35 protein-coding genes and 7 tRNA genes are annotated in these 24,778 nt (G+C 43.0%); 8 read left to right on the top strand and 34 right to left on the bottom strand.

Annotated elements, in window-relative coordinates; genetic code table 11:
* Positions 1–12: 12 nt before the first annotated feature.
* The 10 genes from AC0THY_RS18105 to AC0THY_RS18150 all read right to left on the bottom strand — a co-directional run bounded on the left by AC0THY_RS18105 (position 13) and on the right by AC0THY_RS18150 (position 6,838).
* Positions 13–585, bottom strand: a complete 573-nt coding sequence (locus AC0THY_RS18105; protein WP_489991987.1) for a restriction endonuclease subunit S — start codon at positions 583–585, stop codon at positions 13–15.
* A gap of 229 nt (positions 586–814) precedes the next feature.
* The gene (locus AC0THY_RS18110) at positions 815–1,093 is read right to left on the bottom strand and encodes a DUF4160 domain-containing protein (protein WP_489991988.1); all 279 of its coding nucleotides are present in this window, start codon (positions 1,091–1,093) and stop codon (positions 815–817) included.
* Positions 1,086–1,355: a hypothetical protein gene (locus AC0THY_RS18115; protein WP_489991989.1), complete on the bottom strand. Its 270-nt coding sequence runs from the start codon at positions 1,353–1,355 to the stop codon at positions 1,086–1,088. Before AC0THY_RS18115 ends, AC0THY_RS18110 begins: the two co-directional genes overlap by 8 nt.
* Positions 1,356–1,780: 425 nt before the next feature.
* Complete coding sequence (locus AC0THY_RS18120; protein ID WP_489991990.1) at positions 1,781–2,206, bottom strand: threonine/serine exporter family protein; 426 nt, start codon at positions 2,204–2,206, stop codon at positions 1,781–1,783.
* The gene (locus AC0THY_RS18125; RefSeq protein ID WP_489991991.1) at positions 2,203–2,976 is read right to left on the bottom strand and encodes a threonine/serine exporter family protein; all 774 of its coding nucleotides are present in this window, start codon (positions 2,974–2,976) and stop codon (positions 2,203–2,205) included. The genes AC0THY_RS18120 and AC0THY_RS18125 overlap by 4 nt, the downstream gene beginning before the upstream one ends.
* Positions 2,977–3,107: 131 nt before the next feature.
* Entirely contained in the window at positions 3,108–4,040 is a 933-nt protein-coding gene (gene cysK / locus AC0THY_RS18130) for a cysteine synthase A (protein WP_489991992.1), read from the bottom strand.
* Between the two features lie 30 nt (positions 4,041–4,070).
* On the bottom strand, positions 4,071–5,363 hold the full coding sequence (locus tag AC0THY_RS18135; RefSeq protein ID WP_489991993.1) for an O-acetylhomoserine aminocarboxypropyltransferase/cysteine synthase family protein: 1,293 nt from the start codon (positions 5,361–5,363) through the stop codon (positions 4,071–4,073).
* A gap of 85 nt (positions 5,364–5,448) precedes the next feature.
* Positions 5,449–5,892: an RrF2 family transcriptional regulator gene (locus tag AC0THY_RS18140; RefSeq protein WP_489991994.1), complete on the bottom strand. Its 444-nt coding sequence runs from the start codon at positions 5,890–5,892 to the stop codon at positions 5,449–5,451.
* Positions 5,893–5,969: 77 nt separating this feature from the next.
* Complete coding sequence (locus tag AC0THY_RS18145; RefSeq protein ID WP_489991995.1) at positions 5,970–6,389, bottom strand: RrF2 family transcriptional regulator; 420 nt, start codon at positions 6,387–6,389, stop codon at positions 5,970–5,972.
* Positions 6,386–6,838, bottom strand: coding sequence for a DUF1700 domain-containing protein (locus AC0THY_RS18150; RefSeq protein WP_489991996.1), 453 nt, complete (start codon positions 6,836–6,838; stop codon positions 6,386–6,388). The genes AC0THY_RS18145 and AC0THY_RS18150 overlap by 4 nt, the downstream gene beginning before the upstream one ends.
* A gap of 183 nt (positions 6,839–7,021) precedes the next feature.
* Here AC0THY_RS18150 and AC0THY_RS18155 point away from each other — a divergent pair.
* Positions 7,022–7,095 (top strand) — tRNA-Arg (locus AC0THY_RS18155).
* 113 nt (positions 7,096–7,208) lie between these two features.
* Here the strand turns inward: AC0THY_RS18155 and AC0THY_RS18160 are convergent.
* The 13 genes from AC0THY_RS18160 to AC0THY_RS18220 form a co-directional block, all read right to left on the bottom strand.
* Positions 7,209–8,171 carry a tyrosine-type recombinase/integrase gene (locus AC0THY_RS18160; RefSeq protein WP_489991997.1) on the bottom strand — a complete coding sequence of 321 codons (963 nt, stop codon included), beginning with the start codon at positions 8,169–8,171 and terminating at the stop codon, positions 7,209–7,211.
* A gap of 1 nt (position 8,172) precedes the next feature.
* Positions 8,173–8,379 carry a hypothetical protein gene (locus AC0THY_RS18165; protein ID WP_489991998.1) on the bottom strand — a complete coding sequence of 69 codons (207 nt, stop codon included), beginning with the start codon at positions 8,377–8,379 and terminating at the stop codon, positions 8,173–8,175.
* A gap of 31 nt (positions 8,380–8,410) precedes the next feature.
* Complete coding sequence (locus AC0THY_RS18170) at positions 8,411–9,985, bottom strand: hypothetical protein (RefSeq protein WP_489991999.1); 1,575 nt, start codon at positions 9,983–9,985, stop codon at positions 8,411–8,413.
* 335 nt (positions 9,986–10,320) lie between these two features.
* A complete protein-coding gene (locus tag AC0THY_RS18175; RefSeq protein ID WP_489992000.1) occupies positions 10,321–10,977 on the bottom strand; it encodes a zonular occludens toxin domain-containing protein in 657 nt (218 codons plus the stop codon).
* Positions 10,978–11,060: 83 nt separating this feature from the next.
* A complete protein-coding gene (locus AC0THY_RS18180) occupies positions 11,061–11,279 on the bottom strand; it encodes a hypothetical protein (RefSeq protein WP_489992001.1) in 219 nt (72 codons plus the stop codon).
* Positions 11,272–12,858 (bottom strand): hypothetical protein, encoded by a 1,587-nt coding sequence (locus AC0THY_RS18185; protein WP_489992002.1) that lies wholly within the window; start codon positions 12,856–12,858, stop codon positions 11,272–11,274. Before AC0THY_RS18185 ends, AC0THY_RS18180 begins: the two co-directional genes overlap by 8 nt.
* 138 nt (positions 12,859–12,996) lie before the next feature.
* Positions 12,997–13,158 carry a hypothetical protein gene (locus AC0THY_RS18190; protein WP_489992003.1) on the bottom strand — a complete coding sequence of 54 codons (162 nt, stop codon included), beginning with the start codon at positions 13,156–13,158 and terminating at the stop codon, positions 12,997–12,999.
* 19 nt (positions 13,159–13,177) lie between these two features.
* Complete coding sequence (locus AC0THY_RS18195; RefSeq protein ID WP_489992004.1) at positions 13,178–13,315, bottom strand: hypothetical protein; 138 nt, start codon at positions 13,313–13,315, stop codon at positions 13,178–13,180.
* An 11-nt stretch (positions 13,316–13,326) separates the two neighbouring features.
* Positions 13,327–13,770: a hypothetical protein gene (locus tag AC0THY_RS18200; protein WP_489992005.1), complete on the bottom strand. Its 444-nt coding sequence runs from the start codon at positions 13,768–13,770 to the stop codon at positions 13,327–13,329.
* Between the two features lie 10 nt (positions 13,771–13,780).
* Entirely contained in the window at positions 13,781–14,023 is a 243-nt protein-coding gene (locus AC0THY_RS18205; protein ID WP_489992006.1) for a hypothetical protein, read from the bottom strand.
* A gap of 9 nt (positions 14,024–14,032) precedes the next feature.
* On the bottom strand, positions 14,033–14,371 hold the full coding sequence (locus AC0THY_RS18210) for a hypothetical protein (RefSeq protein WP_489992007.1): 339 nt from the start codon (positions 14,369–14,371) through the stop codon (positions 14,033–14,035).
* Positions 14,372–14,979: 608 nt separating this feature from the next.
* Positions 14,980–15,321 (bottom strand): hypothetical protein, encoded by a 342-nt coding sequence (locus AC0THY_RS18215; RefSeq protein WP_489992008.1) that lies wholly within the window; start codon positions 15,319–15,321, stop codon positions 14,980–14,982.
* A 1-nt stretch (position 15,322) separates the two neighbouring features.
* On the bottom strand, positions 15,323–15,556 hold the full coding sequence (locus AC0THY_RS18220; RefSeq protein ID WP_489992009.1) for a hypothetical protein: 234 nt from the start codon (positions 15,554–15,556) through the stop codon (positions 15,323–15,325).
* Between the two features lie 188 nt (positions 15,557–15,744).
* Here AC0THY_RS18220 and AC0THY_RS18225 point away from each other — a divergent pair, with 188 nt between their 5' ends.
* Complete coding sequence (locus AC0THY_RS18225) at positions 15,745–16,101, top strand: helix-turn-helix domain-containing protein (protein ID WP_489992010.1); 357 nt, start codon at positions 15,745–15,747, stop codon at positions 16,099–16,101.
* A 53-nt stretch (positions 16,102–16,154) separates the two neighbouring features.
* Positions 16,155–16,358: a hypothetical protein gene (locus AC0THY_RS18230; protein WP_489992011.1), complete on the top strand. Its 204-nt coding sequence runs from the start codon at positions 16,155–16,157 to the stop codon at positions 16,356–16,358.
* Positions 16,359–16,849: 491 nt separating this feature from the next.
* Here the strand turns inward: AC0THY_RS18230 and AC0THY_RS18235 are convergent, their stop codons facing one another.
* A complete protein-coding gene (locus tag AC0THY_RS18235) occupies positions 16,850–17,323 on the bottom strand; it encodes an LURP-one-related/scramblase family protein (protein WP_489992012.1) in 474 nt (157 codons plus the stop codon).
* Between the two features lie 166 nt (positions 17,324–17,489).
* Between AC0THY_RS18235 and AC0THY_RS18240 the strand changes: the two genes are divergently transcribed.
* The 5 genes from AC0THY_RS18240 to AC0THY_RS18260 are packed head-to-tail and all read left to right on the top strand — an operon-like array spanning position 17,490 to position 20,089.
* Positions 17,490–18,380 (top strand): pyridoxamine kinase, encoded by an 891-nt coding sequence (locus AC0THY_RS18240; protein WP_489992013.1) that lies wholly within the window; start codon positions 17,490–17,492, stop codon positions 18,378–18,380.
* Positions 18,377–18,889 (top strand): TIGR04002 family protein, encoded by a 513-nt coding sequence (locus tag AC0THY_RS18245; RefSeq protein WP_489992014.1) that lies wholly within the window; start codon positions 18,377–18,379, stop codon positions 18,887–18,889. Before AC0THY_RS18240 ends, AC0THY_RS18245 begins: the two co-directional genes overlap by 4 nt.
* Positions 18,882–19,481 carry a TIGR04100 family radical SAM protein gene (locus AC0THY_RS18250; protein ID WP_489992015.1) on the top strand — a complete coding sequence of 200 codons (600 nt, stop codon included), beginning with the start codon at positions 18,882–18,884 and terminating at the stop codon, positions 19,479–19,481. Before AC0THY_RS18245 ends, AC0THY_RS18250 begins: the two co-directional genes overlap by 8 nt.
* Positions 19,482–19,520: 39 nt before the next feature.
* Positions 19,521–19,718, top strand: a complete 198-nt coding sequence (locus AC0THY_RS18255; RefSeq protein ID WP_489992016.1) for a hypothetical protein — start codon at positions 19,521–19,523, stop codon at positions 19,716–19,718.
* 29 nt (positions 19,719–19,747) lie between these two features.
* Complete coding sequence (locus AC0THY_RS18260; RefSeq protein ID WP_489994220.1) at positions 19,748–20,089, top strand: tRNA (mnm(5)s(2)U34)-methyltransferase; 342 nt, start codon at positions 19,748–19,750, stop codon at positions 20,087–20,089.
* Here AC0THY_RS18260 and AC0THY_RS18265 read toward each other — a convergent pair.
* From AC0THY_RS18265 to AC0THY_RS18310, 10 genes are all read right to left on the bottom strand, one after another.
* The gene (locus tag AC0THY_RS18265) at positions 20,071–20,319 is read right to left on the bottom strand and encodes a hypothetical protein (protein WP_489992017.1); all 249 of its coding nucleotides are present in this window, start codon (positions 20,317–20,319) and stop codon (positions 20,071–20,073) included. The genes AC0THY_RS18260 and AC0THY_RS18265 overlap by 19 nt on opposite strands.
* 304 nt (positions 20,320–20,623) lie before the next feature.
* Complete coding sequence (locus AC0THY_RS18270) at positions 20,624–21,481, bottom strand: tyrosine-type recombinase/integrase (RefSeq protein WP_489992018.1); 858 nt, start codon at positions 21,479–21,481, stop codon at positions 20,624–20,626.
* Between the two features lie 191 nt (positions 21,482–21,672).
* Positions 21,673–21,758, bottom strand: a tRNA-Leu gene (locus tag AC0THY_RS18275).
* 20 nt (positions 21,759–21,778) lie between these two features.
* Positions 21,779–21,851, bottom strand: a tRNA-Val gene (locus tag AC0THY_RS18280).
* A 38-nt stretch (positions 21,852–21,889) separates the two neighbouring features.
* A tRNA-Asp gene (locus AC0THY_RS18285) sits at positions 21,890–21,963 on the bottom strand.
* 26 nt (positions 21,964–21,989) lie between these two features.
* A tRNA-Ile gene (locus AC0THY_RS18290) sits at positions 21,990–22,063 on the bottom strand.
* Between the two features lie 4 nt (positions 22,064–22,067).
* Positions 22,068–22,140: transfer RNA gene (locus AC0THY_RS18295), tRNA-Thr, on the bottom strand.
* 24 nt (positions 22,141–22,164) lie between these two features.
* Positions 22,165–22,236: transfer RNA gene (locus AC0THY_RS18300), tRNA-Glu, on the bottom strand.
* Positions 22,237–22,355: 119 nt separating this feature from the next.
* On the bottom strand, positions 22,356–22,775 hold the full coding sequence (locus AC0THY_RS18305; RefSeq protein WP_489992019.1) for a chemotaxis protein CheW: 420 nt from the start codon (positions 22,773–22,775) through the stop codon (positions 22,356–22,358).
* Positions 22,762–24,774, bottom strand: a complete 2,013-nt coding sequence (locus AC0THY_RS18310; RefSeq protein ID WP_489992020.1) for an ATP-binding protein — start codon at positions 24,772–24,774, stop codon at positions 22,762–22,764. The genes AC0THY_RS18305 and AC0THY_RS18310 overlap by 14 nt, the downstream gene beginning before the upstream one ends.
* Positions 24,775–24,778 lie beyond the last annotated feature (4 nt).

Here is a 24,778-nt window from a genome sequence, read left to right on the forward strand (position 1 = left end):
TTTTCCTCACTCTCACCTATTAATTTGATTTAACCTATCCAATATCTCTAATTGTATTTGTTTTTCTAACTTTATTTCTTCTTTCATCAAATTCTGCTTTTTTTTCATTCGAAAATAATTTTTTCCGATAAGACGCTGCATTCCTATATCCGGTAAAGTTAGCTCTAATCCTTTTAAAATTGCTGGTGTCAATTTAGGAATCGCACTGCCCTGCATTGAGATATTCATTTGCTTCCTCATTTCTTTCGATTCATTCAAACAATAGCATAAGTAGCAACTGTCTATTTTTTTCTGATCAATAAGTAATTTGGCAAAGTTCTGACTTAATATTTTACCACTATTAATATCACTCACAATACTTGCTGAAGAACTAACGAAACTAAAAACAATATTACCGCAGTTTACAATATAAGTATCATTACAAGATAAATCATTTTGAGCCAATTCAATCGAATCTAAATATAATCCATTAATGTCATTTTTCATATCATCATAGGTATATGGATTAACTGATGTCTCTAATTTCCCTGTTCCTCTTGATAAGTTCATTCCCATTCTTACTACGACTAAGTCGTTTAATTTCATGCGCCCTCCTTCCCGTACTTCTTATGAATTACATTCCAATTTATGATATCACTTATTCTAAAATGTGTCAATCAAATCATCTGTACTTTTAGCGAATTACTAATTCTATTTTGGCAAAAAATAAATCAGGCCAGAAAATTACTCCAGCCTGAAAAATCTCTACTTTTAAAACCTATCTTACTTACCACATATATTGGAATCGTATATACATTCTCATTAATTCCAATACTCAACAATAAAACTTTATATCATCCTCTGCAAAATGCTCTTTCCAGGCAGCACATATCATAAAATACTGCGCCGCAACAATCTCCATTAATTCAATCAATTCTTTAGTTGGAATTTTACTCCCATTATTAGCCATTACACAACCACCCGCTTTTGTCAGCCAAACTTTAGTCGCATTGGGTGATGGTTTTCCTTTTGCTATATGAACATGGACAGGTTCATTATTTTCATTTGACCAAAAGAATACCCGATAACCACTTACCATAAATAAACTAGGCAATATGGACACCCCCATTTGCTGCATACTTGTACAGTAAATGAGCGTTACATCTTAAAAACTCATTAAATTTCTCAATCTCCTGAACCGTATACCCCTCACACTTGATCCATGTGTAATCCGGCAAAACACATCTCGCAGTATCAAATCCATCCTCTGTAGGTCGTTCAAAATGAACTTCTACCGTTTGCTTATTATTTTTCTCAATTATTTGGGAATGTGTAATCTCGGTTTCATCTGCCAACTGCATATATGGATACATCATAAGCTTTCACCTCTTTTACTTATATTTTCACCATCTAATGTTACTTTTATTATATATCTTTCCCTCATATACATCAATCTTAAAATTGATTTCCTGCAATTAATTCTCTCTGCATTCACTGCAACAATTAATCTCCTGCCAATTTTAAAAAAATATCTTTTATTATATCCCTAAACCCTTTTTATAGCAATCACAAATCCAAACCTTGTACACAGTTTCGTACACAGTTTTCGATAAAATCGGTTATCACAGGATAAACCCACAGCGAACACAAACCCTGCAAAACAAGGCTCTCCGTAGGACTATATATTAATATAAAAACCACCCCGGTCAACCCCTTATTAATTATTTATACTCCCCTCGAAACGTCAGGTAGCTCCCCTACCTGGCGTTTCTCTTTACTCTTTTCTATGGCAAATCCCATTTTATCGCTCCGCCCTTTTTCCCAAAAGCGCAAACAGAGAATCCATCACAAAAATCGCCAGCGCAATCATTCCTGCAATCTGCATTGTCTGAAGCAGATAACTTCCCGCTGCCTGCCGGTCTCCCAGAAAAAACTGGTATACGGTCCGATACATCCCGGCTCCGGGCACTAGTATCAAAATACCGGGAATCAAAAAAACAGTTACAGGAGCTTTGAAAATCCGCGCAAATATATGGGAGGCCAGGGCGATTATCATTGCGGCGATAAAATTCGCTGTCACAATCCCGTGCGGCTCCACATTTAACAGGTATACCAGCCATCCGGCTGCTCCTACAATTCCGCAAAAGGGCAGATATCTCCTGGGTGCGCCAATCACAATAGAAAAAGCCAAAATGGCCACAAAAGCAGCCAGTACCTGGATAATCACTGTCCAATACCTCCTAACAATATCATTCCCACACCCACTCCCACTGCAATAGCAATGGCTTTGATAAAAGCCTCTAAAAGCTTAGCACTGCCAGCCACATAATCCCCTTGAAGGGTATCCCGGATGGCTGTGGTCAGAGCCGCGCCGGGCACAAGGGGCATGATGGCGCCTATGATAATCATGTCCACATTCATTGTATTTCCCGGAATGTAGGACAATATCAGGGCCCCCAGAGCAATCACCACAGAGGACGCCATGGTCTGCATAAACCCGTTCAAACGCACACGTGCGGACAGATGCTGAAACAGCACCAGGAGCGCTCCGTCAATTCCTGCTCCCAGTGCGTCATACGGCGTCCCTCCCAGCAAGAGTGCAAATGCCGCCGCCACAATCACAATACATATATCCCTTTGCAGCAAACTGTAGGGACTCTCCGTCATGTACTTTAATTCATGGAAAGCCTCTTTCAGTGTCATCTCTCCGGCACAGAACTGTCTGGATATCATGTTTACCCTGGTTATCTTATCCAGGTCTGTGTCTCTCTCATGGATTCGCTTGACAACTGTCATGGAATCAAACCCCGGATCATCCAGGGTAACGATCAGCCCAGTGGACGTCACATAGGCCTCCGTTGTCTTGAACCCCGAGACCCTCAAAATCCGGTGAATCGTATCCTCCACTCGATAAATTTCAGCCCCATTTCGGAGCATAAGCTGTCCTGCCAGCACCGCAGTATCCAGCAGCAGTTTGTAATCTGTGATCTGCTCCATCGCTTTTCACCTCAGTTTCTCTGTACTGATATTATTGTATCCTCATTCCTCCAAAAAGACAATATCGTGCTCAAAAAAAGTGCAGACCCAAAAGATCCGCACTTACAACTTTACTTATGCTTTTATTTGCTTTACTCCGGAAACAGCTCAGTCGACAGGTAACGCTCCCCGGTATCCGGCATCAGAGCAACTATGGTCTTCCCCTCATATTCCGGCCTGCCGGCCAGCTCTAAGGCTGCCCACAGAGCGGCGCCAGAGGAGATTCCCACCAGATATCCCTCCTCCACTGCCAATCTCTTTGAGGTATTGATGGCATCGTCATTCTGCACCCGGATAATCTCATCATATACATTAGTATTCAACGTATTCGGCACAAACCCGGCGCCTATGCCCTGAATCTTATGGGGACCTGGATTTTCTCCTGAGAGCACCGCAGATGCTTCCGGTTCCACAGCTACTACTCTGATTTCTGGCTTTTTAGACTTCAGGAAAGTTCCCGTGCCGCTGATGGTTCCTCCGGTTCCCACACCGGCAACGAAGACATCCACCTGGCCTTCTGTATCCTCCCATATCTCGGGCCCGGTGGTTGCAGCATGGATCGCCGGGTTGGCCTTGTTCTCGAACTGGGACGGCACAAAGCTGCCCGGTGTCTCCTTTGCCAGTTCTTCCGCCTTTGCAATCGCCCCCTTCATTCCCTTTGCTCCATCTGTCAGGACAATCCGTGCCCCATATCCCTTCAGAAGCTTTCGCCTCTCAATGCTCATGGTTTCCGGCATCACAAAAATCGCACGATATCCCTTCGAAGCTGCGATTGCAGCCAGACCGATCCCGGTATTCCCGCTGGTAGGCTCAATGATTGTGGAGCCTGGCTTTAATAACCCTTTCTTTTCCGCCTCCTCTATCATAGCCTTTGCCACTCTGTCCTTAACGCTTCCCGCAGGGTTAAAGTACTCCAGCTTAACCAACACTCTGGCCTTAAGCCCATCCCTCTTCTCTATTCTCTTAATTTCTGCCAACGGCGTCCTGCCGGTGAGCTCTCCTACATTTTCATAAATTTTAGCCATCGATTCCTCTCCTTATCTAATACTGTCATTTCACCGGACTGCGGCAAAAGCCTGGTCCAGATCGTAAATAATATCGTCTATGTGCTCCGTCCCTATGGAAAGACGGATGGTATTCGGCTTGATACCCGACTCCTTCAATTCCTTCTCCGTCATCTGGGAGTGTGTGGTGCTGGCTGGGTGAATCACCAGCGATTTTACATCCGCCACATTTGCCAGGAGTGAGAAAACATTCAAATGATCAATAAACTCCATCGCTTCTTTTGCCCCGCCTTTTATCTCAAAAGTAAAAATGGATGCGCCTCCCCTTGGAAAGTACCTCAGGTAAAGTGCATGATAGGGACTGTCGGGCAGTGAGGGATGGTTCACCTTTTCCACCTGGGTATGGCTGCTCAGGTACTCTACTACCTTCATCGTATTCTCCACATGGCGCTCCACCCTCAGAGAGAGCGTTTCCAGCCCCTGCAGAAAAATAAATGCATGGATGGGAGAAAGGGTAGCCCCTGTGTCCCGCAGCAGTATGGCTCTGATCTTTGTGACAAACGCGGCCGGCCCAACTGCTTTTGTAAAGCTTACCCCATGATAACTGGGATTTGGCTCAGTAAGTGAGGGGAATTTTCCGGATGCCTCCCAGTCAAACTGGCCTCCGTCCACAATCACGCCGCCGATGGTAGTTCCGTGTCCACCGATAAATTTCGTTGCAGAGTGAACCACAATATCCGCCCCCAGTTCTAATGGTCTAACCAGGTACGGGGTGGCAAACGTACTGTCCACAACAAGGGGAATCTTATAGGCATGAGCGATCTGAGCGACCTTTTCAATATCAATCAGACTGGCATTGGGATTGCCGATACTTTCAATAAAGATGGCCTTTGTATTCTCCTGTATGGCCCTCTCAAAACTCCCTTCCTCATCCGGGTCAACAAAAGTAGACGAAATCCCATATTCCGGAAGAGTATGTGCAAGAAGATTATAAGTTCCACCATAGATTGTCTTGGCAGCTACAATATGTTCTCCCGCCTTTGCCAGATTCTGAAATGTGTAAGTGATCGCCGCAGCCCCGGAGGCTACTGCCAGGGCCGCCACGCCCCCCTCTAAGGCAGCAATGCGCTTCTCAAAAACGTCCTGGGTGGTATTGGTAAGCCTGCCGTATATATTGCCTGAATCCGTCAGATTAAACCGTGCAGCCGCATGGGCAGAATTTTTAAAAACATAGCTTGTTGTCTGATAGATGGGAACTGCTCTGGAGTCTGTAACCGGATCTGGCTCTTCCTGGCCAACGTGCAATTGTAGTGTCTCAAATTTCCATGCTCTCTTTTCTTTCATAATTATCTCTCCTCATTCTTTCGATCACTGGTGGCCTATTGCTTAGATTGCTTATCAATTTAGTAGGATTTAACTCTGTAAAACATTAGATATAATACATCAATTCCTCTCCTGAATGAAGGCTCTGATAGCGCTCCACTAAATCGGCCAGTGTTACCTCCTCCAAAAATCCATTGATAGATCGGTTTATCTTTCCCCACACCAGTTCATAAATGGCTTTTTGAATCTTATCCTGCTCTGCCTCATTGCCTGTGTCATCGATAATGCTAAACTTTCCTTCCAGGGCAGTAAGTATTTCTCCCACTGTAATATCTTTCGGGTTTCTGGCAAGCATATAGCCGCCCTGAGACCCTTTTACGCTCTTTACAATCCCCGCTTTTCTCAGGGTCGCAAATACCTGCTCCAGATAATTCAGGGAGATCTTCTGACGGTTGGCCACATTTACCAAAGACAGAGTGCTGTCCTGTGCGTGTGTGGCTAAATCCACAAGCGCTCTCAGTCCATAACGTCCTTTTGTTGATATCTTCATCTCCTTTATCCTCCTCTCATTTTTATTTCCTACCAAACTTATATATTTAATATGTTTATGTTATACCCAAAAATTCACTATTTGTCAAGCACTAATTTTTTTATATCTTCAATTGTGGTTTCTTTTATAGAATCCCTCAAAAGATCCCACATATGGTTCCAGGTGTTCCTCGTGGGGCAGGTGTCGCAGTCAATACCACAGTCGGTTTCTTTGGAAAGGCATTCCACCGGAGCCAGATCTCCCTCCGCTGCTGTCAGCACATCCAATACGGATATGTCCTTGGGCTCTCTCGCCAAATAGTACCCTCCATATGCACCACGGATACTCTCCACCAGCCCTTCTTTTTTTAAAAGGCCCACAATGCGCTCCAAATACTTTTCCGAGAGCTTTCTTCTGGCAGCTATATTTTTGATGCTCTCCAGCTTTTCCCTGCTGGCATAGATGGACAAATCTACAGCCACCTCCAGTGCGTAGATCCCTTTGGTTGAAATTTTCATCGACGTCCTCCGTTGCGAAACAGGGAGATTACAAAGCAAATGAGAAGTACAGGCACTACAATTGGAATCAAAACCCTCAGTATGGTAAATATCAAAATCAACACAACAACAACAACTGCAACAACTGCCAGCTTAGATGTCCAGGAGTTTAGTTGAAATGAATGATAGGCCCCTCCAGAGCCATGTTCCGGTTCTCTTGACTGGTCTGTATTGCCCTGGTGAAACACACGGTCCGGACCGTCCACATCCCTGCCTGCAGTATCTATAATGGTTTTGGCGATCAGCAGTGGATTGCCCAGCTCATCCAGCACTGCTTCCTCCGACTTTCCACCCCGCACAGCATCAGATATATATTCTTCATAATAGCGTATGGTATTTTCCAGCTCTAAAGTTGAAACCTCTCCCATTAGCTTGGAACGCAAGGTAGCTAAAAACTCTGCTTTCGTCATATAATTTACTGTCCTTTCTCTTTTGGTGAGAGTATATCACAAAATTCGTGTTAAAGAAAGTGTAGAATACATTTCTATTTCCTAGGATTTACAAAAAGTTTAGTCAAAAATCATCTGTTTTTTTCAAAAAACTCTTTACAAACCCGGAAACGTATAGTATAATAATTTTCGTTGCTAAGGAATGTGCGTTTAGCTCAGCTGGATAGAGCGTTTGGCTACGGACCAAAAGGTCGGGGGTTCGAATCCTCTAACGCACGCTTAAAAGTTCTTGTCTGATATTCATCGGGCGGGGGCTTTTTTTGTGTATTTCTAGGCACATCCTTTTTGTATTTCGCGGGGGAAAAAGTGTCACTTTTCCCCCCGCTCATATTTAATAGTACCGTTTGAAAAAGATCTTGTCAAGGCGGTAAATCTCTGTCCCCATTCGGTTATACAGATCTGCAAGATGCAGATAATTTTGTGTCGTTTCATAGCTGGCATGACCCATATACAACCTTAAAGATTCCATATCTCCGCCCCCCAGTAAAAACGATGTAGCAAAGGTATGCCTTAAGAGATGCGGCTTCAACCTCTTGATCCCAGTTTTCGACCGAATACGTGAAAATAATGACTTTATACTGTCTTGAGAAATATCCGTATACGTCCCATTCACAGAGCACAAGAATATTTCCGAACCAGTATAGGGACGGTACAATGTCAAATACTCATACAATCGCCTTTTCACCTTTGACACCAACGGAACGATCCGATCCTTATCTCCTTTTCCTCTAACATATATATGATTCTGATCAAAATTAACATCTGCTACATTCAGGTTACACACTTCCCCAGATCGCATACCTTGATCCAACATTAGATGTACAACGCAGTAATTTCGCAAACCCGTACAGGTTTTCAAATTAAACATCTTGTCAATTTCATCTACTTCATGAGCAAACAAAGGAAGCACTACCTTCTTTTCACGCTTGATTAATCTAAACCGTTTCATCAGATCGTGTTCCATATACTCATTATTATATAGGAAATGAAAAAAAGTTCTAAGATCAATACAATACGTACGTATTGATGTATTAGTTATAGGTTTATGCTCCGTAGGTTTAAAAGGATGTGTTATAAGCTTCTCCCTCTTTCTTAACATCAACACATATCCCTGAAGATCTTGCAATGACAACTCTTCCAAATCTATATCTTCTAAAGGCCGATTGTAAGCCGAAACTATATAGTCCAAGAAATATTTTAATGTATTTCTATAGTTTGATATTGTAGTATCCTTACAATAAGTTTCCCTGTCGAAAATAAACAAATCATATCCCTGTTTTAACGATACATTCATCCTATTCCCTCCTATTGTATCTCATTTCCTCTGTGCTGCAGTTTCCGATCGGGCCGGAGCTGACCGGGGCCTGAGATACATCATTAAATAATTGTTCAGCATATGCTATATCTTCTTGATTTTGCAAATAGTCAAGACACCTTTGAAACAGCTTATTAAAGTCCACATCCGCATACACTTTCGCTATATTTTCATCTATCTTTTTCATCTGCGCCATCCTGCGGCACTCTCTTAAGTATTTATTCACATCCATCATTTTCACCTTGTAAAAAAAGATTGTCTATGCTATCATGATTATAGATTTCACCAGTATCATTTTTGACTAACGTATATTTAACACTTGAGAAATCGGTTTGCAATCCAGACAGTTCCTTGCCAGATAGCTGTCTGGACTTTTTTTGTTTATATCTCATAGCTTTCTTTATATCGTTGTCATTCATGGTCAAGACTGCATCCATAGCATCACAGGCAGGAGAATCACGATTGATCCCCTTATTATAAAATCCAAGCATAACCGTTTTATTTATGATCTGACGCTTCATCACATCTGCTGAAAGCTTCCTGTTATATTGTCGTATAAAGGGCAGCTCCACCGGAGGAACAAGGACATCCACCATTTTAGTGCTGCGCAGAGCCTTCCAAAAGCCACAATCAGGCCGCCTGCTCTTCCTGGCATCACCGGAAGGTTCCACAAGCCTGAGAATGTTCTTTGTCAGATAGTTCGCAATCATATAGTGATTATCCAAGTAATCATAGATCCTTTGAGCTTCCCCCTTCCCGGAATTATCTTTAAACGGAATCAAAGGATAACTTTTAGATGCTTTACGCATTGTCTGGAACTCTACATTCATAATCAAGTTAATCTTTGGCGTAAGAAGATCGGCAAGAGCACGCACTTCATCCGTTACATGAAGCTGAAACTCATTCTTGCGCACTACTTCCATCGCCATATTCCGGTAATGTTCATTTTGTCCATAATCAGCATAAAAGTTAAGACGTGCTATATCTAGGTAGCCCCAGGCCCCTCTTTTAAAACAAGCCTCATAGCAGTAAAAATCATAGCGGTTAATTAAGCCATGGAACAACCAGACTTTAAAGAAAAAAGGCTTGTAACCCATCTCCACCACTTCCTTGCTTTTCAGGTATATTCTGACAAAACATTTTTGTCCCCGCTTTCCAAGAGCTATGTAATCAATGAGATAATCTTCTGACCCCGCTTTTTCTGTGTTAAAATGTGCGCCCTTAAAGCGGTCCACACGCATCTTGTAAAAATTCTCCATGTTAAAGAATTTTTCCGGGTTACTCAAATAGTTAGTATGCCAACAGTAATCTGCACGATTTTCCTGAACAAAATCAATATTTAACTTGAAGTATGCTGCCAACCCTTTTATATACTCATAGGAACGTTCAAACGCCCCATGGACGCCGTGCATCCAAAGCATATAACTCCTGATTTGCACAATGATTTCCGAAGTAACGGATTCTCCGCCCTGGCTTCTGGGTACACGAGGCGCAATGAAAATATTAAATTCTTCCGGCTTTTCCAAACAAATGGAATAAAACCCGCTAAAGGTAATAGGTAATAGATTTAAGTTACCCAGCCCTTTCACATATATCTGCACCACATTGTCAAAGACTTCATACAATTCCTTTTGCTTTAGCTCAAAATATTTTCTAAGCCGCAAGACATTTTCGTCCCTGGAATCCTCTGTAAAATCATTACTAAACTTTACAGAATAATAGAAAGTATCAATCTGATGCAGGAACTTCTTTTTTTTGAAATCAAACCAATATTTTACATCCTCAGTGTTCATATCCTGCATAATCTTGCACTGGTTAAAACTACGATTATCTATCAATTTGTCACCTCATTTCATGTCATTGTATCTCAATTCGGCCCTTTTTCACTTTTTCCCCAAAGGGCCTTTTGGGGAAACGCATTTTTAACCCATTTTCCTGTCAACCATGCGGTTTTAACCATGTATCTCATATGGATTTTCAGACCACGTAGTACAAGCACGTGGCGACGCTATTTTGTACCTCATTTTACCCCGCTGCCGCCGGCGCCCTGGCTTCCTTTTGAGATACATCCCTGGGGCCATTACTGACCGCGCCTAGTCGGGGCCCCTGCCCCGAGCTCCGGCGCTGGTCAGTAATTGGCCCTCAGCGCTGTTGTATCAAAAATCCGGTAACTGTCGTACAACTTATAATACTTCTTTGATGCTCCATAAAACTCAGAGTGATCCTTTTTCCCTACGGACATGCTTTTAATAACCACCACAAAAAAGTTACCACCGAACAGCAGGGAGAGCAGCAACCCAAAGAATTTAAACTTACGCAAATTTCTATGCTCATAGTCCCACTCGAATACGGCCCTGATCTGCTTGTCAACAAAGACCTTATCTTGAGAAATCAGCAGAAATTCAAAACCAAACTTTCTATGCTGTGTAAAAAGGCTAATCCAATCCGACCGCCCTTTCACGTTCCAGCTTCGGCTGTTAAAGAGCGTCTGACACTCATCAATCACAACCAGCGTCTGCTTTTCTACCATCTGGCCATCTTTAAATTCATGAAACTGCGCGGAAAAGCCTACAAGCCCCCTGATGCCATATCTAAGCAGATCATCATTACTTACTGTAACTACCTGACCATATTTATCTTTTCTCCTCTTTTGGTCCCAGAAGTTTTCATTAATTGGGAAATTTGCAATTACATTGCGCCCTTTTTTTATCCACTGATCTATCATTTTAGCCGCATGTAAACTTTTCCCTGATCCTGGTTTCCCACTAAAAAAATATACACTCATCTGTACACCTCCTTTACTTGTATCTCAAACAGGTTCCGCTGCAGCTGCCGATCGGGCCGGAGCTGACCGAAGCATGAGATACATTACTGCTCTATATTCCCTTTCATTACTCTATAAAGATAATAAATGCCCATACAAACCCCCCATGACTCCAATAAGACTAAAAATATATCAAATGGAATAAACCAATTCAGCATAGCAAGGCCACTGATCTCCCCTATACTGTCTATGAAAGCAGTAAACGGACTCATTGGCAGTATAGATATCACTGCCGTAAGTATGTTAATTACAATATCAATCACCTAAATCCCCCCTATTAATCATAATCAAAGTCAAACGTATCAACACAATTACAAAAGTCAAACTAAAAAAGCTCCGGCTTATTTTTGACAAAGGCTCGAATTCTTTCAAATCCAATTTAATTGTGTAGGAAAACCCTATGGACTCAATTTCAAAGGGATACTCAAAAACAGGAGTTTCCGGAGTCCTAGCCAGGGCCTTAAATACCGTTATTACATCCCATGGAAGACTAAACGGAAATTTTGTTTTACTGACATCAGCCAGACCGGAAAACTTACTTGTTAGATCCGTTACCACATCTTCAACCGTTTCCTCTCCGCCCATTATCTTATCAATCAGATCCGATATCAGATTTCCAACAATGGCTCCAACTGTAGATCCCGCTGCGGAGCCTCCACCCGGTTTAATCTTTTTTATAGACTCATGCATCTCAACCAGCTTGTCATAGATCTGCTTTAGTATATTGTCATAATGTCCGGAATCTCCACCGGGTTCCGTTCCCGGCTCCGTTCCTGGTTCTGTCCCCGGCTCTGTTTCAGGATTCTGCATATACTCAAATTCTTTAATCATCTCCGCAATACTCTTGTCTATCATATCTTGTAGATCTGATTCAGATATTCCCGGATTATTAATCACCTGATTGTTGATTTTCTCATAATACTTTTTTTCAACATTCTGGGTTTTTGAAGCATCAACATAAACCTTCGGGCTTATGTTAATACCGCCTGTAACGGAAAAATTATAAAATTTACTACCTGCATAGTTTGACGATGTAGGATCACCATTTACATATCGGTACAAAGATTCATAATCATAAAAAATCTTAAAAGGCTTCTGGCCATACACATACGTAAAATCCAAATCATTAAAAGTAGCCCAACAGCGAGAATCATTTGTCCTATAATCAATAAGATAAGAATAAGTGTTAGAAAAATATTTTAAATATCCATCACGATCAGACGATCCAGGAGGCTTATCACTAGTCCCGGAAGATGATAGTAAATAACCATTAGAACCAACAAACATATAAGTGCCATCCGAAATATTACGATAAAGGAAAGGATTCTGACCCGAAAAGGCCGCGGACATCTCTGGTAGATTAACACCTATATAAATTTCATTCGCACCTGAATATTCCAAAAAAACTTTCTTATAATGCTCTCTATATCTTTCGTAAGACGAATCCCACACACAAAATCTATTAATAGCATCATCAAAAGTCATATTAGGAGTCAAAATATAGTACCCATCTTGTGCGCTTAAAGACTCCTTTACAATCACATACAGCTTTTGTAAATCCTCAGAAGACATCGTTACATCTTTACCAGCTCTATATTCTGCTTCATGATCTTTCACAAATTGATCCATAAAATCCTTATATTCCTGCTGATTTTCCAAGTATGTGTGCTGGTCTTCCGAAACCAGCCCAAAGACAGATGCAATCACATATTTTGCCGTAGCATATCCCTGAACCAATATATCTGTCCAGCTATCCTCTGCCCGTACCGTAAGCGGTGACAGTAATGAGCAAATCAGTACAGTTACAGCCATGGCTACACAAGCCGCTCTTTTTTTAAGCATTAATAATGCCCCCTTTCATCTGTATCTCAAACAGATTCCGCTGCAGCTGCCGATCGGGCCGGAGCTGACCGGGGCCTGAGATACATCCATGAAAAAAGGCGATACGGCCGAAACCGTACCGCCTAAATTTTGATGCCATCAGCCGGCAACTGATTTGAAAAATCTTACACCAAGCTTTACGACAATAAATACGCCTGTAATCAGCAGAGCAGGCGGCAGAGCTGTCGCGATCAGCGACATTGCGTCTGTTTTAATAGTTGTAAGTGCTGTCGAAAATGCTGTCGTGATTTCTTCTCCCATGTAGTTATCCTCCTTTAATTTATTGTTTATTTAAAAGACTCATAGCCTTAAAAATAACCGAAGTTATAAAAATCAATATGGTTGAGATCATAAATCCTCCACCAAGGCCAATTGATATACACAAGCTTAAAAAGTGTCTTAATATAGCTTCATCCATAAACAATCTCCTTATAACCGCCGCCAGACAACCCAGGCCAAAACAATACCAATCAGAATAAAAATTCCAAAGCTACCTACTGCCACCGCAGAATTTACCTTCTGAACAGAAGTATTTACTTCCTTTGTCTGTGCCTGGATTTTATCTATGGATTCCTGATAATTATATTCCGTCTCACCCTCCATAGCCGTGAGAGTCCGGCTAATGTCTGACACGGTTGATTTAAGTTCTTCCAGATCCTGCTGATATGGCAGTTCCGTTTCTGTTTCTGCCACTGGTTCATCTTCACCAATTACCTGCTCTACAGTTTCCACAGCATTTTCAGAAGTTCCAGAGCTTTGGAGATCATCATGGATAAGATCAAGCTTAATCGAAATTCCACGGAGAACCTCAAGGATTTCAGTTTGTACAGCATCCGTTCCAGACGCATTTTCAAGGGTAATTTCTCCATCCATTCAAGCCTCCTTATACGAACAAGGCAATGATTACAAGACAGATCACTGCCCCTATCATTAATTTCTTTATTGTCCTCAGAAGCTTTACAACCTGGCTGATATTATCATTCAGCTTTTTCAGCGTCTGCGTGCGGTATAATGCAAGCTGTTCCGTTGATGCGTTCGAAAGCTGGAATACCGTTGCCCACTGCTTCTCTAATTCCTGATCCTGTTCGCTGGGTTCCTTTACAGATGGCTTTAGTTTCTCTAACATAGCCCCCTCCTATTTCTCTTTAACCGGAATCGTATTAAAAGCAACATCCTGCACATAATGCAGATCTACGCACTTCATGACAGGCTTTCCGTCACTTCCAACCGCCATCTCAAACACCCCGTCATAGATTGCAGGGACCCTGTTAATCTGGGATCTTTTTGCGTAATCTATAGAACATTTCGCACGCTGGTAGCCAAGACTTCCTTCCCTGCCTTCGCGAAGGCTGAGCATTTCCCCATTCTGTCCAAAGAAATAGTAGTTAATGGTACAGCCCTTTACTGCCCTTCCTCTTTCGTCCTGAATGTCATACTCGTTTGCAAACATTAATAAAATTCTTGTTTCGTTCATTCTTCCTTTTCCTCCTGTCCTATCACCTGGTCACTGCCAGATCATTAGGTTTCTTTGATTTGTCATATGGTTCTATATAAACTGCTCCAGCCTAAAAACTGAAACAGATTATTTTTGTATCTCACATCCCACTCCAGATTTTCCGCTGCAGCCGGAAAACTGAAATACATTTCCTGATTGCTGGCCTAAGTTCCCGCCTTCCCGGTGCTCTTTGTCCGTGCGCTATGGGCTTTGGCCTGAGGGAAATATTCTATTGCGAAATTTCCCCCTCAGGCCAAAGCCCATAGCGCACGGGAGGAAGTTTACTTTAATTTCTTTGTGCATGCCAGGCCCCGCACCCTCCCGGAAGGAATTTAAAGCGGAAGGTACAGGGCAGTCAAGCCCAATGCCCTATTTGCGGCAGCGGAAATTTTTAGGCTTCCCGGCGCGCTGCCGCTGCCGGGCATTGGTTTTGAGTTTCCAGGCATACAACGCGCCGTTGGCGCGTTCACGGGTTTCTCCGGGCGATAAACCGCCCTCCGGCACCCGTGTTGGAGGGCCATACTGCACACCGTACAGCCCAGGGGTTGGCGTATCTCACTTTTCCTGCAGCAACGCCGGCCAGCCAGCTACTTTTGAGATACAGGCTTTTGCAGCTCCGACACCACATCGAGCAGCAAGGCCGTTTCTATGCGGCGCCGCAGAGCATTGATACTGCCATCTATCCGGATCGCTTCACGGACTGCACTACTCAATGTAGTACAGTCCTTTTCAAGCCGCTTAAGTACTTCACGCTGACTTTCGATCCGGCTGTTGATCCAGTCCAGCCTGGCCCGCCTCTCATCCTCTGTCTGCATCGCGTACAGGATAATATTTTCAAACTTCTGGTTAAATCCCTCTCCTTCATACTGCTCTATGTATTTCAAAACCGTATCAGATAACCGGACGCTTTTACTATTTCGTTTTGCCATCTTACACCTCCGATCTCGGATCAGAGAAAACCAATTCACGATACTGATCATGGATTTTACTGCGATCATCCATTGTAATCGCTCCAAATTCAAAAGCCGTTTTTAAAACACCCTCCAGACGGTAATAAAAGTTTTCAGCCATTCGACATGTTCCACTTTCTAATACACTGTCTACCAGCTTCTTTTCAAAGTCGATTGATTCCATAAATTTTCTCTTGATTTCCTGCTCTGTCATATTCTTTCCTTCCTTTCCCTCTGGATGCCGGAGACGGTATAAAAGCCGTGACAAACATCTTTTCCAATGCTATAATTAATAATTAACAGGTACAAAGGTGTCAACTTTTATATCTTTATTATAGTTCAAATTTGCGAACTTGTCAATATGTTTTGAACGTATTTGCATACTTTTCAAGGAGTTTATTTATGACAATTAATGAAAGAATGTTTCAGATCATGGATGAAAAAAACATCAAAATGATAGATTTGGCCCAAACATTAGATATTTCTAAGTCAGTTGTTAGCACATGGAGAAAAAGGGGAAACAATCCGCCTGCAGAATACATAGGACGCATTTGCGAACTCTTGAATATATCTGTTGAATATTTGATACTAGGGCAAGAGAAGTCTGTTAAGCTATCTGATTCAGAATCAGAACTATTATATAATTTTCGTCTATTGCCCGAAAAAGAACAATATCGTTTACTAGGAAAATTAGAAGCCATGGTAGATATACACAAAGAACCAGACAGCCCAAAATCATCAATTTCAGGAACTGGGTAAAAAAAAGGGATACTGAGAAATTGTATAAGATTGCTGTAAGGGAGAAATGAATTATGCTTAAACGAAAAAAAACACAGAATGAAATCACAAAAGAAGATATAGACCTGCTCACTCAAAAGATGTTAAATAAAAATGTACTACACACTGATTTGCAATACGAACGGAAAGTAAAACAAGACGCAAAGGAAATTGAAGCCAAAAAGAAGAGGAACGAAAAAGCGAAAAAAATTGTTGCCAAAACATTTAAATTAAAATAGGAGCCTGTATTTAGGCTCCATTTTTATTACTTCTTTTTCTTACCTGCAAAGAATCGAATAACTGTAATTAACCCTATTACCGCCAGCGCAAGGATAAGTACATCTATCGCTGAAAATATCACACTGTAAAAAGAATTTAATGCAGAATATCGAAAGATCATAACACACACCTCCCTATAGATATACTACAAATTATAACATTATACGTCATGATATAAAAGAGTTAAATTGTATCTCAAAATTAAAAATTACATTTTCCAATCGGTCTGACAGTTCAAGTAACATGAGATACATATTAGAACACGTCACTTTTGCACAAATAGACTTAATTGGAGATTTTTAGAACTTAACTAACTACGGACCAAAAGGTCGGGGGTTCGAATCCTCTAACGCACGCTTAAAAGTTCTTGTCTGATATTCATCGGGCGGGGGCTTTTTTTGTGGTTAAGAAAGGACTTTTGCTCTTCCCTGACCGCAAAATCATTACCGTCTCAGTTATTTCTGGAGCACTTGGCCGCGTCAATAGCCAGTACGACCATGAGGCAGTAGAGCGCGTCCTTGCTGTCCACAATATCCAGAATATAAGTGTCTGAAAAATTCAGCGGTTTTTTCTCCGCGCTCATGATCAACGCTCCGTTTTGGTCCATCACCTGATAGTTCCACTCAAAGATGTCTCCCTGAATCTCCCAGCCCTTACATTCCAGAAGATACCTGGGCTTTAAAAAAGTCAGTTCCTGAGCCACCTCTCCAATATACTGATCTCCTACACTCAGCTGAAATTTAGGCAGGAAAGTCAACATCTTCTCTTTCACTGTTCCAATATGGCTTCCCTGCGCGTCATATATCTGAAGGCGGTGTCCCCACGAAAATTCCCCCTTCACCTGATATACAGTATCTCCGTTTTCATTGTAAATATCATAGCTGTCAAACCAAGAGAATACTCTCTGTTTAAATAACAGTTTCATCCTTTGCTCCTATTCTGTCTTTTCTTTCTATTGTATCCTAAAACGTTAGAAGGCTCAAGTACTCTTTCCCACAATCAAACTGGCTTGGTCTTTTCGTTGCCATCTGGACTTTTTAATACATCCACTTTTGTGGTATGATAGTCCTCGAATAAAGGAGAAAACTACTATGGTTAAAAAAATAGCTGTAATAAACGATCTATCCGGATTTGGACGCTGTTCTCTGACAGCCGCCATTTCCGTTTTGTCCGCCATGGGGGTGCAGGCATGTCCTCTCCCAACTGCTGTGCTCACAGCCCAGACTGGCTATCCCAGCTACTACTGTGATGACTACACAGACAGGATGGAGCGCTTTCGACAGGAATGGTCTAAGATGAATATCCAGTTCAATGGTATTTACACCGGCTATGTATCCGGAGAAGCACAAATCCATAAAATCTTTACATTCCTGGACACCTTCTACAAGCCGGATCACAACTTTCTTCTGGTTGATCCAGTGATGGGAGACCACGGAAAAACATACGGTATGTACACAGACCAGCTCCGTGCCCGTATGAGAGAGCTTGTGTTTCGGGCTGATTTGACTACTCCGAACCTCACGGAGCTGTGTCTGTTAGCAGATATTGACTTCTACTCACTGCCAAGCGCAGATGAGAGCAGCAAGCTCTTCGCTGCCATTGAGGAAATGTGCCGTAAACTCTGCAAACAGGGAACAAAAGCAGTGGCTGTTACCGGAATACGTTATTTAAGCGCCGCAGATGGTTCTCCCCGCATTGGAAACCTGTGTATTGCAGAGGATGTGCGGCACCTGGCTTCTTTCCCTGATCTGGGAGGCAGTTATTCCGGAACAGGGGACCTGTTTGCCTCTGTCTTAGCCGGAGGCAAAGCCCGCGGGGACAATCTGACGAATACGGTTCAGCTGGCCGGAGAGTTTTTAAAGAAAGCACTTGAGGACTCTGTGATAGAGAAGGTGCCCTTTAATGACGGTGTAAACTACGAGAAATATCTTTCTCTGCTCCTCCCAGCCACTAGCCAAATCAAACAGGAGGACTGCCTATGAAAAACAAGGAACTTACTTTGACGGGACTTTTTGCCGCAATGATCACCCTAATGACCGCATACGTATGTCATATTCCGTACGGTGCTAACGGTGGATACATCCATTTTGGAGACACCCTGATTTATCTGGCTGCTGTACTGCTGCCTCGCCCCTATGCCCTGGCCGCGGCAGGGATCGGCGGAGGACTCGCTGACCTGCTGACCGCGCCCATGTGGGCGCCTGCAACCGTGATGATCAAGATGCTCATTGTACTCCCCTTTACCAGCAGACCTTCCCGCATCATAACCCCCAGAAACGCGGCTGCACCCTTTATCGCAGCCCTGTTCTCAGCAACAGGCTATTATCTGGCAGAAGGACTCCTGTTTGGCTCCTTTGTCGCTCCTCTCGCCTCTTTTGCGGGTAGTGCGGTTCAGTCAGGAGGCAGCGCAGTCTTATTCTTTGTATTAGCCGTATCGTTTGATAAGGTCCACATAAAATCCAAATTGCAAAAGGAGGCCCATTATGGCTGAAATTCTCTACACTTATAAAAACCAGGTCTACGCAAACATAACCAACAAATGCAACTGCAGATGCAGGTTCTGTATCCGAACTCAGGAGGACGGTATCGGAGACGCGGATACCTTATGGCATGGGACAGATCCCACCTGTGAGGAGATTCAGAATGCCATGGCTTCCTTTGATTTCACTGGATTTACGGAATTGGTATACTGCGGTTACGGAGAACCCACCTGCGCACTTGACACCCTGATCACCACCGCCCAATATGCCAAAGAGCATTTTGGCCTCTCAATCCGTGTCAATACTAACGGTCTTGGAAGCCTGTATCACGGCAAAGACATCGTTCCTCAGCTGGCAGAGGTGGTAGATGCTGTCTCCATTAGTTTAAACGCCCCTGATGCTCAAAAGTACAATGAAGTCACCAGGCCTGTCTGCGAACATGCCTTTGAAGGCATGTTAGAATTTGCTTCCCAGTGCAAAAAATACCTTCCCAGTGTCAAACTCTCCATTGTGGATGTGCTTTCTGAGGACGAAATACGTTCCTGTCAACAGCTTGCAGACCGCTTGGGAATTCCACTACGCATCCGGAAATTTTCATCATAGAGGAATTTATCGCACAACTGGAAAGGAGCGGTGATTGCCATGAAAAACTTTCAGATTACAGAGTGGTGTCATCATTTTATAGAAGAACATGTTCGCCCCGGAGATGTCTGTATTGATGCTACCATGGGTAACGGAAACGATACCGAACTGCTTTGCCGTCTGGCCGGTGTTCAGGGTACGGTGCTGGCCTTTGATATTCAGCCAGCGGCAATAGAAAACACAAAAAAAGACTTCTGAAGGCAGAGGTCTTCCCCAATTATCGTCTGATCTTAGACACCCATGAGCATATGCAGCTGTATGCCTCCCCCGGAAGCGTAAGCTGCATTGTCTTCAATTTCGGATATCTTCCAGGTGGGGACCATCAGAAATCCACTCATGCTGCCAGCAGTGTCTCTGCAGTAAAATCAGGTTTAGAGCTTTTACGGCCGGGCGGGCTTATGTCCTTATGTATCTACAGTGGTAGTGATACAGGATTTGAAGAAAAAGAGGCCCTTCTCACCTATGTGAAAGCCTTGGACCAGCGCCTCTATCTGGTTATCCGTTCTGACTATTTCAACCGGGCAAACTATCCCCCGATTCCAGTCCTGATTTACAAATTACGCTCTTGACTAATTCTCTCTAATAGATACGCTCTGGCTTCCTTGGGGGAAGAAAAGATGACTTTTTCCCCCGTTATGTAGCCAACCGCATCGTTCCACTCTCTTATGGAATATTTTTCCATATCCAACCCTACAATTTCCCTGCATATCTCTCTGTATCGGTATGCAGTGTGCAGTTCTGAAAGATACGAGCACCCTATATTTATAGCTAACGTCTCCAAAAGCCCTTTTGTCTCCACAATTCCGCCTCCTTTTTCTCCCTCACTCTATTCTTTTTCTGCCTGTTCAGCTTTTTTACAACTTAATAATAGTTATGTGGTAGCCAGGGGACAACTCTCATGCTTACAAAAGGTATAAATAAGCAATATTTTAAAAAACTGTAGAATTTTGCAGATATGTCACAAAAGCGTCACAAGCAATTTCCGTGTTTTGCTTCTGCTGATTGACAAAATATTCCAGATAATATAGAATTAAAGGTATTATTGAGATATATTGGTATAAATATTCCGGACTTTACCACATAACTATTATTATGTGGTATATTTATGTGACCAATCCTAACCGCTCTATTCGTTCCTGATAGATATTCCCTGAGGATGCAGTATAGATTCTCGTGGTCTCCAGACTACTGTGCCCCAAAATATCCGCCAGGCCTGACATATCTTTAGTCCTCCCATAGTAGACTCTTGCAAATAGATGGCGCAGATTGTGGGGAAAGATTTTCTGTCGGGAGACATTTGCTCTTGTATGAAGTGCTTTCATTTCTGACCAGATATTACTTCGGTCTTTGGGACGGCCATTCCTGCTTACAAAAATACACCCTGACTGAATCTCTCTGCGCTGGATATAATAGAGCAGTTTTAGGCGAAGCTTATCCGGTATCAGGATAATTCTTGTCTTACCTTTATTCCGAACCTTTACATTCCCACGTCTCAATTGCTCCACAGTAAAATAGGTCAGCTCACTGATCCTGATCCCGGTTGCACAGATTGTCTCAATAATCAATGCCAACTGTGACTTTCCATTTTGGAGTGCTGCATCAATTAATCTTCTGTACTCCTCCTTCGTCATCTCTTTTCCATTATCTGCGAAATTTTGCCTCTGAATCTTGACTCTCTTCAACCGCAGGTCAGCGGCTCCGCAGAAGACCAACATCTGATTGAGAGCTGCAAGCATAGAGTTGACGCTGGCAATGGAATATCGCTCCAAAAGCCAGCACTTATACGCCAAAAGTCTTGCCTTATCTATCTCCTGATTCCCCTGCAAAAAGCGAAAGAAAGTATTCATATCAGTAACGTATTTTCGCACGGTAGCCATTGAGTATTCTCTCTCAAAGAGATACTCCTGAAAGGCCTTGATGTCTGCTGCTGTCATAATAACTAGTTTCTGTTTGTCCTGCATCGTATGTTCCTCCTGTTCGCCAACAAATTTATTCTAAGATTATACCACGAAAAAAGTCCTACTTTGACAAAAGGCTCAATTTATATATGGTAAATAATGGAAGTTAAAGCATTTTAAACGAATTATTGCGGGCAAACAGAAAAAGAGCAAAATTCCTAAGAATTTCACTCTCTTACTCTAAACAATATAAATGCCGCAGACCGGAATCGAACCGGTACGAAGTTTAACCCTCGCAGGATTTTAAGTCCTGTGCGTCTGCCAGTTCCGCCACTGCGGCATTTGGTATTTCTACCAAAGTGGGACCTATAGGGCTCGAACCTATGACCCTCTGCTTGTAAGGCAGATGCTCTCCCAGCTGAGCTAAGATCCCAAAACACATACTTCGCTGCATTGACAAATCAATGCAAACGACCCAGATCGGACTCGAACCGACGACCTTCGCCGTGACAGGGCGACGCTCTAACCAACTGAGCCACTGGGCCAAAACAAATTTAATTAAGAAAACAAATGGACCTTCGGGGACTCGAACCCAGGACCGACCGGTTATGAGCCGGTTGCTCTAACCAACTGAGCTAAAGGTCCATAGAGCCGATGATCGGACTCGAACCGATAACCTGCTGATTACAAATCAGCTGCTCTGCCAATTGAGCCACATCGGCATGTACGGATAGCGTTTTCTCAAATGACTCCTACGGGAATCGAACCCGTGTTACCGCCGTGAAAGGGCGATGTCTTAACCGCTTGACCAAGGAGCCTTTTCGGTTTTCCAGGACCACTTTCAGCAGTGACCGAAAATAATAATATCATATAATCTCGAAATATGCAAGGTGTTTTTTTAATTTTTTTACATTTTTTCTCAAGCTATTTAGACTGTCTATGACAGAATCAGATTCTCCACAGTTCTCTCCATATCAATCAAACTAAAGAGCTGCTCTTCATTTCGAAACATCTCTTTTATCTTCCAGATACCTGTAACTCCGGACTCTCCTGGAATTTCCACAGCTTCTATTTCACCTGTATGGACGATATACGGTTCGTTTTCTACCAACAGCCCAAACTCATGCCCTCCGCACTTTACAATCAATGCGATACTCTCTGTATTCCGTGAAATTTCCTCCAGTCTGACCATGGGGATAATGGTCCCCTTGTAATTCCAGACACCAGCATAATATTGGGGAAGGCAGGGCACCTTGGAGGGGTATACCTCCTGGCATATTTCTTCCAGACAGGAAAACTCCAATGCGTAATTCCTGCCCTTACCCGGAATGCACAACAGCTCCTTATTTGTTTCCATATTCACACCTTCCCTCCTTCTCGAACAGCTCTAATAGAATCTCGGTATCGAGTGCAGTGCAGATCTTCCCGCTTCCCATAATACTAAAACCACAGACACCTGTATTCCCACGAAAGTATAAGCCAAATAGGGATGGCAGACGTTTGATAACAATTCTTTTTTGCTCGTACATTCTGTCCACCAACATGCAGCCTTCTGTTTTTCCACTGTTTAAATAGATAAGGATTGCCTTTTCCGGTGTCTCCCCCTCAATCTGATAAAATTTTCTCAAGTCAACCAGTGGAACCATACGGTTTTCATACATGATCCAATCTTTTCCCTCAGTCTGCGCAATCCACTTTGTGTTCCTTGCATACTCCAAAAAGCGATACACATTCCGGGCTGGCACTGAAAACCTGTAATCGCCAATCCCAAACCTTACACTCTCCATTGTCGCAAGATTGAGAGGTACTGTAATTAAAAAGGTGCTGCCTTTTCCAACTTCACTCTTTATATGAATGTGACCTCCCACATTCTCCAGTATCTCCTTTACTACATCTAATCCTACCCCTCTGCCGGAATATTCTGTAACCTCTCTGTTTGTTGTGAATCCGGGCAGCAGAAGCAGCTGACATGCCTCCTCAAAGGTGTATTCATCCTCCTGTTTGTTAAGCAGTTCTTTTTCCCTGGCCTTAATCAGAATCTTTTCCACATCGATTCCTCTCCCATCATCGCTGATGGCTATTTTCAGCTCTCCGGCTGCGCTCTCGGCCCGAAAAGTCACTATTCCTTTCCGGTTCTTCCCGGCTGCCACACGCTCCTTAGGATCTTCGATTCCGTGGTCCACTGCATTTCTCATTATATGCAGGAGAGCTTCTGAGACATAGTCCACAACACTCTTGTCTGCCTCAATATCACCACACTGAATTACCAGCTCCACCTCTTTTTCCTGGTTACGGCAGATGTCTCTCATAATTCTGCGTAGCTTGGGAACCAACCGGTCCACCGGTACCAGTCTGGTCTCCATGACCGTTCTCTCCAACTCACTGACCAGACGGCTGATTTGATGCGCAGTCCCCTCCCTCAGTTCATCCATCCCTCTTTGTCTCAGCTCATTATCCAGGGAAAGCATTTGAATCAGGAGCTCACCTGTCAGATTCTGCAATTGATCCAGACGGTCCATACGCACATTTAAATACTCTGTCTCTTTCTTATTATCATCCTCAACCGGGCCCTTGGCCTCTGTGGGACTTTCGCTCTCCATCTCAGAGCGGTCCGCTATGATTTGGCAGGAGTTCACAAAAAGTCCTTTTTGCAGACTCTCCAGTACCTCTTCCTTATTCTCGCTTTCAAATCTTATCCAGGCACCGTTCTTTTCAATATACTCCGCTGCGCTCTGATCCTTCTCTAAATTATCAGGATATGTCTCCACCATGGAACAGAGATTACTTATTTGGCGAACCAGCATGAAGACCCGAATATTTTCCATTCTGCAGCCTGTCTCCAGCGTGATCCTCACAACCACCCCGCTTTTCCCCTCAAAAAAATCAATCTTTTTCTCAGGTTCCTCGCTCTGAGAAGTGACCTGTTCTTCTTGATTCTCTTCCCCGGACACCTTCTTCAGGTAGTCCTCTATGCATTGCTGAAGTTCTTCCGTATTCTTTGGCTGGTAATCCTCTTCCTCCATCTGCTTAAGTTCATCTTCAATAAAATCAGAAACAACAAACAGAAGATCCAATAGCTCCTGTTCCGGACGGTCGATTCTGCCCAATTCTTCCCGGTAATAGGAAAAAAGGTCTTCCATCTTGTGAGACATAACAGAGAGATCCTGAAGACCCATCATTGCAGAAGAGCTCTTCAGTGTATGCATAACCCGAAATACGCAGTGAATATCGCTCTCCTCAAAGGCACCTTTTTTCTCTGCTGCTAATATCGCCTCATTTAATTGGCCAATCAGCTGTTTTGCTTCCAGCAAATATACTTCCACCATCTCGGCAGAGTCCAAATCAAAATACCCCATAATT

Source organism: Ruminococcus sp. 8Y-12, from assembly GCF_058119865.1.